The organism is Microbulbifer variabilis, assembly GCF_052467165.1.
This window is the reverse complement of the sequence record NZ_CP174301.1, coordinates 4,304,435-4,323,310: the sequence shown is the minus strand read 5'-3', so window position 1 is coordinate 4,323,310 and position 18,876 is coordinate 4,304,435. Positions and strand designations below refer to the sequence as shown.

At 53.2% G+C, this 18,876-nt stretch carries 1 protein-coding gene; it reads left to right on the top strand.

Translation table 11 applies throughout. The features are described 5' to 3' along the window. Positions 1–7 precede the first annotated feature (7 nt). Complete coding sequence (locus ACJJIP_RS19260) at positions 8–18,736, top strand: filamentous hemagglutinin N-terminal domain-containing protein (RefSeq protein ID WP_444945813.1); 18,729 nt, start codon at positions 8–10, stop codon at positions 18,734–18,736. The last annotated feature ends 140 nt before the right edge of the window (positions 18,737–18,876 follow it).

Genomic DNA, 18,876 nt, shown 5'->3' with positions numbered 1-18,876 from the left:
TTCTGGTATGAAAGCTAAAAAGAAAACGCTTGAAGTAAGAAGATTAGTAACTGCAATAAAATTATCAAGCCTTGCTTATGCTGGTGTGCTTGCGGGGATTTTGAGCCCCATGGCTTATGCGGGTCCTGAGGGCGGTGTAGTGACCGGAGGTGAAGGTACGATTGATGTGGATGGTTCAACCACAACAATCGATCAGGTCACTGATTTGCTATCGATAGATTGGGAATCATTTAACCTAAGCCCGGAAGAACTGGTCAAGTTTTTACAACCTGATTCCTCATCCATCGTACTTAACCGTATTTTAGGGCAGGATCCAACTACGATTCACGGATCAATTGAGGCGAATGGACATGTAATTCTTGTTAATCCGCGAGGAGTGCTTTTTACTGAAACTGCAACAGTGAATGTAGGTGCCATCACCGCTTCTGGGCTTGATATGAATCCAGAAGACTTCATGAATGGGGATTTTATTTTCCAGGGTGAAGATGGTTCATCGGGCATTGTCGTAAACCGTGGGGTAATTAATGCATCCAGTGCGCTATTGGTAGGAAAACAGGTTACCAATGCATCTTCAGGGTTGATTAGTGCAGAGCTGGTTAGTTTGGCTGCGGCTGATGAAGCATTACTCACATTCGATGCGGATGGGCTTATTGGTCTCAAAATTACTAAAGAGGTCATGGAGAATGATCTGGGTGTAGATAGTGCCGTACTAAATGAAGGAGCTATTGAGGGCGCGCAAGTATTAATGGAGGCTAGCGTCTCTGGTGATCTATTTACAGCTGCAGTAAATAATGAAGGTACGATAAAGGCAAAAGGCATTGATACCAGCGGGGGAAAAATTCGCTTATTTGGTTCTGGTAGTGGTGTTGCCAACAGTGGAACTTTAGATGCCTCAGGCATAGCTGGTGGTGAAATTGTATTAGAGGGTGATACTGCTGAGCACACCGGACAAATAAGTGTTACGGGTAATTCCGGAAATGGTGGTTATGTTGCGGTGTTAGGTGACGAGGTTTTCCTTGCAGGCGATATTGATGCTCGTGGTACAGATTCCGGCGGTGAGGTACTTATAGGGGGAGATTATCAAGGAGTAAATCCCGAAATTCGCAATGCCGAATTTACGACGGTCACAAGTGAGGCAAATATTAATGCGAGTGGTATTGGAAATGCTAAGGGTGGCAAGGTCATCGTATGGTCCGATATTACTACGGAGTTTGGCGGGACTATCCTGGCGGAGTCAGGGGCTGCTGGCGGTGATGGTGGTTTAGTAGAAACTTCTGGTAAGCAATACCTTCATCTTGATGAAGAGGATATGTTTGTATCCACATTGAGCCATGGTGATGGAGAAACGGGTAACTGGCTACTGGATCCAGGCTGGATGGAAATTGCTGACGATCCTTGTGTCACAAACAATTGTGTTTCGGTTTCAGCTGTAGTAAGTGCACTGGCGAATAATAATATAGAGATCAGTGTTACTGATGCTAATAATGGTTCAGGTCCCGGTGGACCTGTAACCCCATCTGGCGGTGATTTTTCAGATGGAATTCTTGTTGCTGACTCCATTGCATGGACTACGGCTCATACTTTGACGCTGACCTCGTATAGCGGTGTAAAAATTGATAATGGAGTTACAGTTTCAGCAGTAAATGGTGGCTTGACAGTTAATGCTGGAGGGTCGTTTACCAATGAAGGTTCAATTATTGTTTCCGACTTCTCTCTCTCGGTTGGTGGTACAGATGACAATACGATTAATGAACTTGGTGATATCACAGTCACAAACTCCGGGACCGTTGTAGCTAACAGTGGTGACGACTTGTTTACGCTATCAGATAGCGCCGATTCCTTAATAGTCAATGGGACTAAATCTTTTTCTATCGATGCTATCTCTTTTTCTGGGGTGGAGAAGGTTGATTTGGGGGATGGCACCGACAGCGTAACTGGCGCAGACGGTGTTAACTGGGAACTCACTGGTACCAACTATCAAGCAAAAAATAGCGGGATCACCTTTAGTAATGTCGAGAATCTCACAGCGACGAATGCAGCTCTTGTGGGTACAACGAATGCAGATGCATTTATTTTACAGGCCGATGGGAATGTAAAAGCTTATGAGCTGACGGTTTCCGGCATGTCCTCCGTGAACGGCAATGGCGATAGCGATAGCCTGGATGCCAGTGCTTACAGCGATGGCCTGGCGTTGACAGGCGCTGTGAGCCAAGTCACTGCTGAATCAGGCACCCTGACTTTTGATGGTATCGCCAGCGCGGTGACCGCGACGTTGACCGGCAGCAGTGGTGTCGATGCCTTTGAGATTACCGGCAACAATGCCCTGGATGTTGCGGACATCAGCTTTAGTGGGCTGAGCACTGTCAATGCAGGTTCAGGTACCGATAGTGTTGTGGTATTGGGAGTTGTGACTCTGACCGGAGTCGATAACGAAGCCTCCACAAGTTTGATCGATTTTAGCGGTATCGACAGTGTTACTGGCGGTAGCCTGGAGGGTTCTGCGAATACAGATACCTTCGTCGTGGTTAGCAATACCAATGTCACCGCGAACAGCATCAGCTTCACTGGTTTTAGTGGTGATATTGATGCGAAGGATGGCACCGACAGCGTAACTGGCGCAGACGGTGTTAACTGGGAACTCACTGGTACCAACTATCAAGCAAAAAATAGCGGGATCACCTTTAGTAATGTCGAGAATCTCACAGCGACGAATGCAGCTCTTGTGGGTACAACGAATGCAGATGCATTTATTTTACAGGCCGATGGGAATGTAAAAGCTTATGAGCTGACGGTTTCCGGCATGTCCTCCGTGAACGGCAATGGCGATAGCGATAGCCTGGATGCCAGTGCTTACAGCGATGGCCTGGCGTTGACAGGCGCTGTGAACCAAGTCACTGCTGAATCAGGCACCCTGACTTTTGATGGTATCGCCAGCGCGGTGACCGCGACGTTGACCGGCAGCAGTGGTGTCGATGCCTTTGAGATTACCGGCAACAATGCCCTGGATGTTGCGGACATCAGCTTTAGTGGGCTGAGCACTGTCAATGCAGGTTCAGGTACCGATAGTGTTGCGGCATTGGGAGTTGTGACTCTGACCGGAGTCGATAACGAAGCCTCCACAAGTTTGATCGATTTTAGCGGTATCGACAGTGTTACTGGCGGTAGCCTGGAGGGTTCTGCGAATACAGATACCTTCGTCGTGGTTAGCAATACCAATGTCACCGCGAACAGCATCAGCTTCACTGGTTTTAGTGGTGATATTGATGCGAAGGATGGCACCGACAGCGTAACTGGCGCAGACGGTGTTAACTGGGAACTCACTGGTACCGACTATCAAGCAAAAAATAGCGGGATCACCTTTAGCAATGTCGAGAATCTCACAGCGACGAATGCAGGTCTTGTGGGTACAACGAATGCAGATGCATTTATTTTACAGGCCGATGGGAATGTAAAAGCTTATGAGCTGACGGTTTCCGGCATGTCCTCCGTGAACGGCAATGGCGATAGCGATAGCCTGGATGCCAGTGCTTACAGCGATGGCCTGGCGTTGACAGGCGCTGTGAACCAAGTCACTGCTGAATCAGGCACCCTGACTTTTGATGGTATCGCCAGCGCGGTGACCGCGACGTTGACCGGCAGCAGTGGTGTCGATGCCTTTGAGATTACCGGCAACAATGCCCTGGATGTTGCGGACATCAGCTTTAGTGGGCTGAGCACTGTCAATGCAGGTTCAGGTACCGATAGTGTTGCGGCATTGGGAGTTGTGACTCTGACCGGAGTCGATAGCGAAGCCTCCACAAGTTTGATCGATTTTAGCGGTATCGACAGTGTTAGTGGCGGTAGCCTGGAGGGTTCTGCGAATACAGATACCTTCGTCGTGGTTAGCAATACCAATGTCACCGCGAACAGCATCAGCTTCACTGGTTTTAGTGGTGATATTGATGCGAAGGATGGTGCCGACAGTGTAACTGGCGCAGACGGTGTTAACTGGGAACTCACTGGTACCGACTATCAAGCAAAAAATAGCGGGATCACCTTTAGCAATGTCGAGAATCTCACAGCGACGAATGCAGGTCTTGTGGGTACAACGAATGCAGATGCATTTATTTTACAGGCCGATGGGAATGTAAAAGCTTATGAGCTGACGGTTTCCGGCATGTCCTCCGTGAACGGCAATGGCGATAGCGATAGCCTGGATGCCAGTGCTTACAGCGATGGCCTGGCGTTGACAGGCGCAGTGAATCAAGTCACTGCTGAATCAGGCACCCTGACTTTTGACGGTATCGCCAGTGCGGTGACCGCGACGTTGACCGGCAGCAATGGTGTCGATGCCTTTGAGATTACCGGCAACAATGCCCTGGATGTTGCGGACATCAGCTTTAGTGGGCTGAGCACTGTCAATGCAGGTTCAGGTACCGATAGTGTTGCGGCATTGGGAGTTGTGACTCTGACCGGAGTCGATAACGAAGCCTCCACAAGTTTGATCGATTTTAGCGGTATCGACAGTGTTACTGGCGGTAGCCTGGAGGGTTCTGCGAATACAGATACCTTCGTCGTGGTTAGCAATACCAATGTCACCGCGAACAGCATCAGCTTCACTGGTTTTAGTGGGGATATTGATGCGAAGGATGGTGCCGACAGCGTAACTGGCGCCGATGGTGCCAACTGGATCTTAACCGGCAGTAGCAAACAAGCCAGCAACAGCAGTATTACCTTCTCCAATGTAGAGTCCCTCACCGCGGTCAATGCCAACCTGCTGGGCACAGCGAGTGTAGATGCCTTCACCCTGCAATCGAATGGGGATGTTGCGGTTTACGACCTGACCGTGAGTGGTATGTCTGCAGTGGACGGCAATGGCGGCGATGACAGCCTGAATGCCAGCGCCTATAGCGATGGCCTGACCCTGACCGGCACCAACAATCAGGTGGCCGCGGGCTCCCTGACCTTCGACGGCATTGTCAGTGCGGTGACTGCAGCACTGACCGGTACCGATAATGCCGATAGCTTTGTGGTTGATGGCAGCAATGCCGCCAGCAGCTACGGTATCGCCTTCAGCGGCTTGAGCACGATCAATGCCCTGGATGGCAGTGACAGTGTGATCGGTGCCGATGGTGCCAACTGGATCTTAACCGGCACCAGCAAACAAGCCAGCAACAGCAGTATTACCTTCTCCAATGTAGAGTCCCTCACCGCGGTCAATGCCAACCTGCTGGGCACAGCGAGTGTAGATGCCTTCACCCTGCAATCGAATGGGGATGTTGCGGTTTACGACCTGACCGTGAGTGGTATGTCTGCAGTGGACGGCAATGGCGGCGATGACAGCCTGAATGCCAGCGCCTATAGCGATGGCCTGACCCTGACCGGCACCAACAATCAGGTGGCCGCGGGCTCCCTGACCTTCGACGGCATTGTCAGTGCGGTGACTGCAGCACTGACCGGTACCGACAATGCCGATAGCTTTGTGGTTGATGGCAGCAATGCCGCCAGCAGCTACGGTATTGCCTTCAGCGGCTTGAGCACGATCAATGCCCTGGATGGCAGTGACAGTGTGATCGGTGCCGATGGTGCCAACTGGATCTTAACCGGCACCAGCAAACAAGCCAGTAACAGCAGTATTACCTTCTCCAATGTAGAGTCCCTCACTGCAGTCAATGCCAATCTGCTGGGCACCAGTGGCACAGATGCATTTGTGCTGCAATCCGGTGGGGATGTTGCGGTTTACGACCTGACCGTGAGTGGTATGTCCGTTGTTGGTGGCCAGGGTGGCGATGATAGCCTGAATGCCAGCGCCTATAGCGATGGCCTGGCGTTGACAGGCGCAGTGAACCAAGTCACTGCTGAATCAGGCACTCTGACCTTTGACGGTATCGTCAGTGCGGTGACCGCGACGTTGACCGGCAGCAGTGGTGTCGATGCCTTTGAGATTACCGGCAACAATGCCCTGGATGTTGCGGACATCAGCTTTAGTGGGCTGAGCACTGTCAATGCAGGTTCAGGTACCGATAGTGTTGTGGCATTGGGAGTTGTGACTCTGACCGGAGTCGATAACGAAGCCTCCACAAGTTTGATCGACTTTAGCGGTATCGACAGTATCAGCGGGGGTAGCCTGGAAGGCTCAGGTAATAGTGACACTTTTGTAGTCACAGGCCTGAATGCGCTGACGGCTAATAAAATTGCTTTCAGCAGTATCAGTAGTGTGGATGCAAAGGGTGGTAGTGACAGCGTAACCGGCGCCGATGGTGCCAACTGGATCTTAACCGGCACCAGTAAACAAGCCAGCAACAGCAGTATTACCTTCTCCAATGTAGAGTCCCTCACTGCAGTCAATGCCAATCTGCTGGGCACAGCGAGTGTAGATGCCTTCACCCTGCAATCGAATGGGGATGTTGCGGTTTACGACCTGACCGTGAGTGGTATGTCCGCTGTTGATGGCCAGGGTGGCGATGACAGCCTGAATGCCAGTGCTTACAGCGATGGCCTGGCGTTGACAGGCGCAGTGAATCAAGTCACTGCTGAATCAGGCACCCTGACTTTTGACGGTATCGCCAGTGCGGTGACCGCGACGTTGACCGGCAGCAATGGTGTCGATGCCTTTGAGATTACCGGCAACAATGCCCTGGATGTTGCGGACATCAGCTTTAGTGGGCTGAGCACTGTCAATGCAGGTTCAGGTACCGATAGTGTTGCGGCATTGGGAGTTGTGACTCTGACCGGAGTCGATAACGAAGCCTCCACAAGTTTGATCGATTTTAGCGGTATCGACAGTGTTACTGGCGGTAGCCTGGAGGGTTCTGCGAATACAGATACCTTCGTCGTGGTTAGCAATACCAATGTCACCGCGAACAGCATCAGCTTCACTGGTTTTAGTGGGGATATTGATGCGAAGGATGGTGCCGACAGCGTAACTGGCGCCGATGGTGCCAACTGGATCTTAACCGGCAGTAGCAAACAAGCCAGCAACAGCAGTATTACCTTCTCCAATGTAGAGTCCCTCACCGCGGTCAATGCCAACCTGCTGGGCACAGCGAGTGTAGATGCCTTCACCCTGCAATCGAATGGGGATGTTGCGGTTTACGACCTGACCGTGAGTGGTATGTCTGCAGTGGACGGCAATGGCGGCGATGACAGCCTGAATGCCAGCGCCTATAGCGATGGCCTGACCCTGACCGGCACCAACAATCAGGTGGCCGCGGGCTCCCTGACCTTCGACGGCATTGTCAGTGCGGTGACTGCAGCACTGACCGGTACCGATAATGCCGATAGCTTTGTGGTTGATGGCAGCAATGCCGCCAGCAGCTACGGTATCGCCTTCAGCGGCTTGAGCACGATCAATGCCCTGGATGGCAGTGACAGTGTGATCGGTGCCGATGGTGCCAACTGGATCTTAACCGGCACCAGCAAACAAGCCAGCAACAGCAGTATTACCTTCTCCAATGTAGAGTCCCTCACCGCGGTCAATGCCAACCTGCTGGGCACAGCGAGTGTAGATGCCTTCACCCTGCAATCGAATGGGGATGTTGCGGTTTACGACCTGACCGTGAGTGGTATGTCTGCAGTGGACGGCAATGGCGGCGATGACAGCCTGAATGCCAGCGCCTATAGCGATGGCCTGACCCTGACCGGCACCAACAATCAGGTGGCCGCGGGCTCCCTGACCTTCGACGGCATTGTCAGTGCGGTGACTGCAGCACTGACCGGTACCGACAATGCCGATAGCTTTGTGGTTGATGGCAGCAATGCCGCCAGCAGCTACGGTATTGCCTTCAGCGGCTTGAGCACGATCAATGCCCTGGATGGCAGTGACAGTGTGATCGGTGCCGATGGTGCCAACTGGATCTTAACCGGCACCAGCAAACAAGCCAGTAACAGCAGTATTACCTTCTCCAATGTAGAGTCCCTCACTGCAGTCAATGCCAATCTGCTGGGCACCAGTGGCACAGATGCATTTGTGCTGCAATCCGGTGGGGATGTTGCGGTTTACGACCTGACCGTGAGTGGTATGTCCGTTGTTGATGGCCAGGGTGGCGATGACAGCCTGAATGCCAGCGCCTATAGCGATGGCCTGGCGTTGACAGGCGCAGTGAACCAAGTCACTGCTGAATCAGGCACTCTGACCTTTGACGGTATCGTCAGTGCGGTGACCGCGACGTTGACCGGCAGCAGTGGTGTCGATGCCTTTGAGATTACCGGCAACAATGCCCTGGATGTTGCGGACATCAGCTTTAGTGGGCTGAGCACTGTCAATGCAGGTTCAGGTACCGATAGTGTTGTGGCATTGGGAGTTGTGACTCTGACCGGAGTCGATAACGAAGCCTCCACAAGTTTGATCGACTTTAGCGGTATCGACAGTATCAGCGGGGGTAGCCTGGAAGGCTCAGGTAATAGTGACACTTTTGTAGTCACAGGCCTGAATGCGCTGACGGCTAATAAAATTGCTTTCAGCAGTATCAGTAGTGTGGATGCAAAGGGTGGTAGTGACAGCGTAACCGGCGCCGATGGTGCCAACTGGATCTTAACCGGCACCAGTAAACAAGCCAGCAACAGCAGTATTACCTTCTCCAATGTAGAGTCCCTCACTGCAGTCAATGCCAATCTGCTGGGCACAGCGAGTGTAGATGCCTTCACCCTGCAATCGAATGGGGATGTTGCGGTTTACGACCTGACCGTGAGTGGTATGTCTGCTGTGGACGGCAATGGCGGCGATGACAGCCTGAATGCCAGTGCTTACAGCGATGGCCTGGCGTTGACAGGCGCAGTGAATCAAGTCACTGCTGAATCAGGCACCCTGACTTTTGACGGTATCGCCAGCGCGGTGACCGCGACGTTGACCGGCAGCAGTGGTGTCGATGCCTTTGAGATTACCGGCAACAATGCCCTGGATGTTGCGGACATCAGCTTTAGTGGGCTGAGCACTGTCAATGCAGGTTCAGGTACCGATAGTGTTGCGGCATTGGGAGTTGTGACTCTGACCGGAGTCGATAACGAAGCCTCCACAAGTTTGATTGATTTTAGCGGTATCGACAGTGTTACTGGCGGTAGCCTGGAGGGTTCTGCGAATGCAGATACCTTCGTCGTGGTTAGCAATACCAATGTCACCGCGAACAGCATCAGCTTCACTGGCTTTAGTGGGGATATTGATGCGAAGGATGGTGCCGACAGCGTAACTGGCGCCGATGGTGCCAACTGGATCTTAACCGGCACCAGCAAACAAGCCAGCAACAGCAGTATTACCTTCTCCAATGTAGAGTCCCTCACCGCGGTCAATGCCAACCTGCTGGGCACAGCGAGTGTAGATGCCTTCACCCTGCAATCGAATGGGGATGTTGCGGTTTACGACCTGACCGTGAGTGGTATGTCCGTTGTTGATGGCCAGGGTGGCGATGACAGCCTGAATGCCAGCGCCTATAGCGATGGCCTGACCCTGACCGGCACCAACAATCAGGTGGCCGCGGGCTCCCTGACCTTCGACGGCATTGTCAGTGCGGTGACTGCAGCACTGACCGGTACCGACAATGCCGATAGCTTTGTGGTTGATGGCAGCAATGCCGCCAGCAGCTACGGTATCGCCTTCAGCGGCTTGAGCACGATCAATGCCCTGGATGGCAGTGACAGTGTGATCGGTGCTGATGGTGCCAACTGGACCTTAACCGGCACCAGCAAACAAGCCAGCAACAGCAGTATTACCTTCTCCAATGTAGAGTCCCTCACTGCAGTCAATGCCAATCTGCTGGGCACCAATGGCACAGATGCATTTGTGCTGCAATCCGGTGGGGATGTTGCGGTTTACGACCTGACCGTGAGTGGTATGTCCGCTGTTGATGGCCAGGGTGGCGATGACAGCCTGAATGCCAGCGCCTATAGCGATGGCCTGACCCTGACCGGCACCAACAATCAGGTGGCCGCGGGCTCCCTGACCTTCGACGGCATTGTCAGTGCGGTGACTGCAGCACTGACCGGTACCGATAATGCCGATAGCTTTGTGGTTGATGGCAGCAATGCCGCCAGCAGCTACGGTATCGCCTTCAGCGGCTTGAGCACGATCAATGCCCTGGATGGCAGTGACAGTGTGATCGGTGCCGATGGTGCCAACTGGACCTTAACCGGCACCAGCAAACAAGCCAGCAACAGCAGTATTACCTTCTCCAATGTAGAGTCCCTCACTGCAGTCAATGCCAATCTGCTGGGCACCAATGGCACAGATGCATTTGTGCTGCAATCCGGTGGGGATGTTGCGGTTTACGACCTGACCGTGAGTGGTATGTCCGTTGTTGATGGCCAGGGTGGCGATGACAGCCTGAATGCCAGCGCCTATAGCGATGGCCTGACCCTGACCGGCACCAACAATCAGGTGGCCGCGGGCTCCCTGACCTTCGACGGCATTGTCAGTGCGGTGACTGCAGCACTGACCGGTACCGACAATGCCGATAGCTTTGTGGTTGATGGCAGCAATGCCGCCAGCAGCTACGGTATCGCCTTCAGCGGCTTGAGCACGATCAATGCCCTGGATGGCAGTGACAGTGTGATCGGTGCCGATGGTGCCAACTGGATCTTAACCGGCACCAGCAAACAAGCCAGCAACAGCAGTATTACCTTCTCCAATGTAGAGTCCCTCACCGCGGTCAATGCCAACCTGCTGGGCACAGCGAGTGTAGATGCCTTCACCCTGCAATCGAATGGGGATGTTGCGGTTTACGACCTGACCGTGAGTGGTATGTCCGCTGTTGATGGCCAGGGTGGCGATGACAGCCTGAATGCCAGTGCCTATAGCGATGGCCTGACCCTGACCGGCACCAACAATCAGGTGGCCGCGGGCTCCCTGACCTTCGACGGCATTGTCAGTGCGGTGACTGCAGCACTGACCGGTACCGACAATGCCGATAGCTTTGTGGTGGATGGCAGCAATGCCGCCAGCAGCTACGGTATTGCCTTCAGCGGCTTGAGCACGATCAATGCCCTGGATGGCAGTGACAGTGTGATCGGTGCCGATGGTGCCAACTGGACCTTAACCGGCACCAGCAAACAAGCCAGCAACAGCAGTATTACCTTCTCCAATGTAGAGTCCCTCACCGCGGTCAATGCCAACCTGCTGGGCACAGCGAGTGTAGATGCCTTCACCCTGCAATCGAATGGGGATGTTGCGGTTTACGACCTGATCGTGAGTGGTATGTCCGCTGTTGATGGCCAGGGTGGCGATGACAGCCTGAATGCCAGCGCCTATAGCGATGGCCTGACCCTGACCGGCACCAACAATCAGGTGGCCGCGGGCTCCCTGACCTTCGACGGCATTGTCAGTGCGGTGACTGCAGCGCTGACCGGTACCGACAATGCCGATAGCTTTGTGGTTGATGGCAGCAATGCCGCCAGCAGCTACGGTATCGCCTTCAGCGGCTTGAGTACGATCAATGCCCTGGATGGCAGTGACAGTGTGATCGGTGCCGATGGTGCCAACTGGATCTTAACCGGCACCAGCAAACAAGCCAGCAACAGCAGTATTACCTTCTCCAATGTAGAGTCCCTCACTGCAGTCAATGCCAATCTGCTGGGCACCAATGGCACAGATGCATTTGTGCTGCAATCCGGTGGGGATGTTGCGGTTTACGACCTGACCGTGAGTGGTATGTCCGTTGTTGATGGCCAGGGTGGCGATGACAGCCTGAATGCCAGCGCCTATAGCGATGGCCTGGCGTTGACAGGCGCAGTGAATCAAGTCACTGCTGAATCAGGCACCCTGACCTTTGACGGTATCGTCAGTGCGGTGACCGCGACGTTGACCGGCAGCAGTGGTGTCGATGCCTTTGAGATTACCGGCAACAATGCCCTGGATGTTGCGGACATCAGCTTTAGTGGGCTGAGCACTGTCAATGCAGGTTCAGGTACCGATAGTGTTGTGGTATTGGGAGTTGTGACTCTGACCGGAGTCGATAATGAAGCCCTCACAAGTTTGATCGACTTTAGCGGTATCGACAGTATCAGCGGGGGTAGCCTGGAAGGCTCAGGTAATAGTGACACTTTTGTAGTCACAGGCCTGAATGCGCTGACGGCTAATAAAATTGCTTTCAGCAGTATCAGTAGTGTGGATGCAAAGGGTGGTAGTGACAGCGTAACCGGCGCCGATGGTGCCAACTGGATCTTAACCGGCACCAGTAAACAAGCCAGCAACAGCAGTATTACCTTCTCCAATGTAGAGTCCCTCACTGCAGTCAATGCCAACCTGCTGGGCACCAGTGGCACAGATGCATTTGTGCTGCAATCCGGTGGGGATGTTGCGGTTTACGACCTGACCGTGAGTGGTATGTCCGTTGTTGATGGCCAGGGTGGCGATGACAGCCTGAATGCCAGCGCCTATAGCGATGGCCTGACCCTGACCGGCACCAACAATCAGGTGGCCGCGGGCTCCCTGACCTTCGACGGCATTGTCAGTGCGGTGACTGCAGCACTGACCGGTACCGACAATGCCGATAGCTTTGTGGTTGATGGCAGCAATGCCGCCAGCAGCTACGGTATCGCCTTCAGCGGCTTGAGCACGATCAATGCCCTGGATGGCAGTGACAGTGTGATCGGCGCCGATGGTGCCAACTGGACCTTAACCGGCACCAGCAAACAAGCCAGCAACAGCAGTATTATCTTCTCCAATGTAGAGTCCCTCACCGCGGTCAATGCCAACCTGCTGGGCACAACGAGTGTAGATGCCTTCACCCTGCAATCGAATGGGGATGTTGCGGTTTACGACCTGACCGTGAGTGGTATGTCCGCTGTTGATGGCCAGGGTGGCGATGACAGCCTGAATGCCAGCGCCTATAGCGATGGCCTGACCCTGACCGGCACCAACAATCAGGTGGCCGCGGGCTCCCTGACCTTCGACGGCATTGTCAGTGCGGTGACTGCAGCACTGACCGGTACCGACAATGCCGATAGCTTTGTGGTTGATGGCAGCAATGCCGCCAGCAGCTACGGTATTGCCTTCAGCGGCTTGAGCACGATCAATGCCCTGGATGGCAGTGACAGTGTGATCGGTGCCGATGGTGCCAACTGGACCTTAACCGGCACCAGCAAACAAGCCAGCAACAGCAGTATTACCTTCTCCAATGTAGAGTCCCTCATCGCGGTCAATGCCAACCTGCTGGGCACAGCGAGTGTAGATGCCTTCACCCTGCAATCGAATGGGGATGTTGCGGTTTACGACCTGACCGTGAGTGGTATGTCTGCAGTGGACGGCAATGGCGGCGATGACAGCCTGAATGCCAGCGCCTATAGCGATGGCCTGACCCTGACCGGCACCAACAATCAGGTGGCCGCGGGCTCCCTGACCTTCGACGGCATTGTCAGTGCGGTGACTGCAGCACTGACCGGTACCGACAATGCCGATAGCTTTGTGGTTGATGGCAGCAATGCCGCCAGCAGCTACGGTATTGCCTTCAGCGGCTTGAGCACGATCAATGCCCTGGATGGCAGTGACAGTGTGATCGGTGCCGATGGTGCCAACTGGATCTTAACCGGCACCAGCAAACAAGCCAGTAACAGCAGTATTACCTTCTCCAATGTAGAGTCCCTCACTGCAGTCAATGCCAATCTGCTGGGTACCAGTGGCACAGATGCATTTGTGCTGCAATCCGGTGGGGATGTTGCGGTTTACGACCTGACCGTGAGTGGTATGTCTGCAGTGGACGGCAATGGCGGCGATGACAGCCTGAATGCCAGCGCCTATAGCGATGGCCTGACCCTGACCGGCACCAACAATCAGGTGGCCGCGGGCTCCCTGACCTTCGACGGCATTGTCAGTGCGGTGACTGCAGCACTGACCGGTACCGACAATGCCGATAGCTTTGTGGTTGATGGCAGCAATGCCGCCAGCAGCTACGGTATCGCCTTCAGCGGCTTGAGCACGATCAATGCCCTGGATGGCAGTGACAGTGTGATCGGTGCCGATGGTGCCAACTGGATCTTAACCGGCACCAGCAAACAAGCCAGCAACAGCAGTATTACCTTCTCCAATGTAGAGTCCCTCACCGCGGTCAATGCCAATCTGCTGGGTACCAGTGGCACAGATGCATTTGTGCTGCAATCCGGTGGGGATGTTGCGGTTTACGACCTGACCGTGAGTGGTATGTCTGCAGTGGACGGCAATGGCGGCGATGACAGCCTGAATGCCAGCGCCTATAGCGATGGCCTGACCCTGACCGGCACCAACAATCAGGTGGCCGCGGGCTCCTTGACCTTCGACGGCATTGTCAGTGCGGTGACTGCAGCACTGACCGGTACCGATAATGCCGATAGCTTTGTGGTGGATGGCAGCAATGCCGCCAGCAGCTACGGTATCGCCTTCAGCGGCTTGAGCACGATCAATGCCCTGGATGGCAGTGACAGTGTGATCGGTGCCGATGGTGCCAACTGGATCTTAACCGGCACCAGCAAACAAGCCAGCAACAGCAGTATTACCTTCTCCAATGTAGAGTCCCTCACCGCGGTCAATGCCAACCTGCTGGGCACAGCGAGTGTAGATGCCTTCACCCTGCAATCGAATGGGGATGTTGCGGTTTACGACCTGACCGTGAGTGGTATGTCTGCAGTGGACGGCAATGGCGGCGATGACAGCCTGAATGCCAGCGCCTATAGCGATGGCCTGACCCTGACCGGCACCAACAATCAGGTGGCCGCGGGCTCCCTGACCTTCGACGGCATTGTCAGTGCGGTGACTGCAGCACTGACCGGTACCGATAATGCCGATAGCTTTGTGGTTGATGGCAGCAATGCCGCCAGCAGCTACGGTATCGCCTTCAGCGGCTTGAGCACGATCAATGCCCTGGATGGCAGTGACAGTGTGATCGGTGCCGATGGTGCCAACTGGACCTTAACTGGCACCAGCAAACAAGCCAGCAACAGCAGTATTACCTTCTCCAATGTAGAGTCCCTCACCGCGGTCAATGCCAACCTGCTGGGCACAGCGAGTGTAGATGCCTTCACCCTGCAATCGAATGGGGATGTTGCGGTTTACGACCTGACCGTGAGTGGTATGTCTGCAGTGGACGGCAATGGCGGCGATGACAGCCTGAATGCCAGCGCCTATAGCGATGGCCTGACCCTGACCGGCACCAACAATCAGGTGGCCGCGGGCTCCTTGACCTTCGACGGCATTGTCAGTGCGGTGACTGCAGCACTGACCGGTACCGATAATGCCGATAGCTTTGTGGTGGATGGCAGCAATGCCGCCAGCAGCTACGGTATCGCCTTCAGCGGCTTGAGCACGATCAATGCCCTGGATGGCAGTGACAGTGTGATCGGTGCCGATGGTGCCAACTGGATCTTAACCGGCACCAGCAAACAAGCCAGCAACAGCAGTATTACCTTCTCCAATGTAGAGTCCCTCACTGCAGTCAATGCCAATCTGCTGGGTACCAGTGGCACAGATGCATTTGTGCTGCAATCCGGTGGGGATGTTGCGGTTTACGACCTGACCGTGAGTGGTATGTCCGCTGTTGATGGCCAGGGTGGCGATGACAGCCTGAATGCCAGCGCCTATAGCGATGGCCTGACCCTGACCGGCACCAACAATCAGGTGGCCGCGGGCTCCCTGACCTTCGACGGCATTGTCAGTGCGGTGACTGCAGCACTGACCGGTACCGATAATGCCGATAGCTTTGTGGTGGATGGCAGCAATGCCGCCAGCAGCTACGGTATCGCCTTCAGCGGCTTGAGCACGATCAATGCCCTGGATGGCAGTGACAGTGTGACCGGTGCCGATGGTGCCAACTGGATCTTAACCGGCACCAGCAAACAAGCCAGCAACAGCAGTATTACCTTCTCCAATGTAGAGTCCCTCACCGCGGTCAATGCCAATCTGCTGGGCACCAGTGGCACAGATGCATTTGTGCTGCAATCCGGTGGGGATGTTGCGGTTTACGACCTGACCGTGAGTGGTATGTCTGCAGTGGACGGCAATGGCGGCGATGACAGCCTGAATGCCAGCGCCTATAGCGATGGCCTGACCCTGACCGGCACCAACAATCAGGTGGCCGCGGGCTCCCTGACCTTCGACGGCATTGTCAGTGCGGTGACTGCAGCACTGACCGGTACCGATAATGCCGATAGCTTTGTGGTTGATGGCAGCAATGCCGCCAGCAGCTACGGTATTGCCTTCAGCGGCTTGAGCACGATCAATGCCCTGGATGGCAGTGACAGTGTGATCGGTGCCGATGGTGCCAACTGGATCTTAACCGGCACCAGCAAACAAGCCAGCAACAGCAGTATTACCTTCTCCAATGTAGAGTCCCTCACCGCGGTCAATGCCAGCTTGTTGGGTAGTAGCGGTGCAGATGCATTTATTCTTCAGTCTGATGGCGATGTTGAAGCCTATTCAATGGTTGTCTCTGGAATGTCTGCAGTGGATGGCCAGGGAGGAAATAACAGCCTGGATGCAGTTTCTTTTGCTGATGGTCTTGCTCTTACTGGAGCTGATAACCAAGTATCGGCCGGGAGTTTGATTTTTGATGGCATTTTTACCGCTCTCACAGGAACATTGTTCGGCACCAGTAATGCTGACAATTTTGTGGTTGATGGTAGCAATGCAGTTACAAGTTACGGTATTGCCTTTAGCGGCGTTGGTAGTGTAGATGCGCAGGGAGGCAGTGATAATGTTGTTGGGGCTAGTGGTGCAGACTGGGTTCTTGCGGGGAGTAATTTCGAGGCCACTAATAGCAGCATAAGTTTTTCTGGTGTAGAAACCCTTACTGTAAATAATGCAGATTTGTTGGGCACAGGTAATGCAGATGCATTTACTTTAGTGTCTGATGGAGATGTTGAAGTGTATGGTATGACCATCACTGGTATGTCAGCGGTGGATGGCAATGGCGGTGAGGACAGCTTGGATGCCAGTACCTATAGTGATGGATTAGCACTAACCGAGACTGAAAATCAGCTTGTTGCAGGCTCGCTTATATTTAGCGGCATCTTCAGCGCTAATACTCCTGTCCTGACAAATACTAACGACTCAGCGCTTTTTGAATTGCAAGGAGCCCAGGCTCTTAAAACTGCGGGGATTAACTTCAGTGGCTTGGAGACGGTAAACACCACCGGTGCGGGTAGTTTATTGCTAGGTACCGAGGATAATGATGATTTCGTGTTGGGCTCTACTGGCGATATCAGTGTGGCCGGAATTGATTTTACCGGGCTCGAAACAATAGATGGTGCTGGCGGGAACGATTCCGTTAGCTCAGATGGGGCAGTTTGGACATCAACAAGTTCAAATAACTCACTGGTAAATGGTGGGGCTGAAGCTCTGGTAAATAGTTTAACTGTAGTTTTTGAGAATCTCGAACTAGTTCAAGATGCGGGAACATATGTAGGACAAGATGTAAGCGGTGAATACCTGTTCAGTGCTCTGGATACGATGACCATTGGAGGAGTGACTTTTGAGGGCTTGGAAAGTCTAACTGCCGGTAGCGGAAGTGATGTCATCTATGGTGCAGATATAGATGCTGAATGGAATATTAGCGACTCTCAACAGAGTGTCAGTAGCGCGGGCGAAACCCTGATCTTCAGCGGTGTAGAATCTATTTTTGCTGGTGGAGGGGGTGACCAGTTCAAACTGTCAGGCGGAACGCTCACCGAAATTGATACAGGGGCAGGCAATGATTCAGTGCTATTGGCTGGAACCACTATCAGTACTGTGTCGTTGGGTGCTGGTGATGACTATGTGCAAGTAGATGCGGACAGTGCTCAAAATACACAGTTATCCGGTGGAAGTGGGAATGACTCCTTCCAATACAATCTCTCTGGGGCCACTTGGCAGATAAATTCAAACGGTAACCTTGTTGGTAATTTTATATTTGACGGTTTTGAATATCTGGATAATACCGATGGTTCGCTCACACTGGAGACAGATTTAGGTTTTGATTTCGTAAATGGAGGAGATAATTCCAGTAACTTTAATTTGGATGGGGCTGGACTCATATTCGCTGCCAGTGGTATGCGCCTTGGATATGATGGTGAAGGCGATATTAATATTACTAGCAGCTCATCGGATACTATTGGTGGCAGCCTTAAGGCTAGCAGAGCTGAGTTGACTGTTGCTGGTGATGTAAATATTGAAGTTGAAGTGAATACCCTTGCTATAGCGACATCTGGTGCAGATATTAATATCAGTGTTTTATCCCAGGGAGACCTGGTTATTGATGAGATAAATGCAGGCCGGGGTAATGTGGAATTGGCCAGCTCAAACTTTGGAGCACTAACCGCCGAGACATATGGTGATACCCATATTACGGCCTCTACTGTGAAGTTAGGCACAGATACGAAGCTGTGGACGATTATCGGTGAGTCAGTTAATCCTTTACGATTGGATGTATCTGACACTCTGGATATTTATTCAGTAAGTTACTATGAGCCGGACTTTATTGGCCAAGTCCCTACCGTTACCAGTACTGGTGATGAGCTTCAATCGATAGCAGGGTCTCAGGCCTCTCAAGGGCTGAAATCTGCGGTACAAAATGCGGTAGAGGATTTTACCCAAGTTGACCCGGCAATTTTCAGCGCTGTTAAACCGTATAGTAGCGGTGTGGATGCAGTGAACTCTCCTGAGATGCGACTTAAGTCTGGGGAGCTATTGCCCTCTACAGTTTCTGCTGGTGGTGAACCTGTTCCAGGCTCGGAATTTGATGCAGTGCTGGATGAGGGGGTCAGCGAGGCACCTGCTGACGTTGTCGGTGAGATAGTACCTTTGGCTGGCAGTGCAGGGGGCTGATTTATCTCGGTAATTAAAGTTATTCTCTGAGTGAAAAGCCGGCCCTTGAGGACCGGCTTTTTTATTTCTCTTAACTACAGCAATTTGGGGAAGATGTTTAACAGAAGAAGGTAGGGATCAAGGAGGAAGACTTGCTAAGA

Bases quoted from the DNA above. Each gene is read 5' to 3' on its own strand.
- ACJJIP_RS19260 (WP_444945813.1), top strand. From the start codon at position 8: ATGAAAGCTAAAAAGAAAACGCTTGAAGTAAGAAGATTAGTAACTGCA.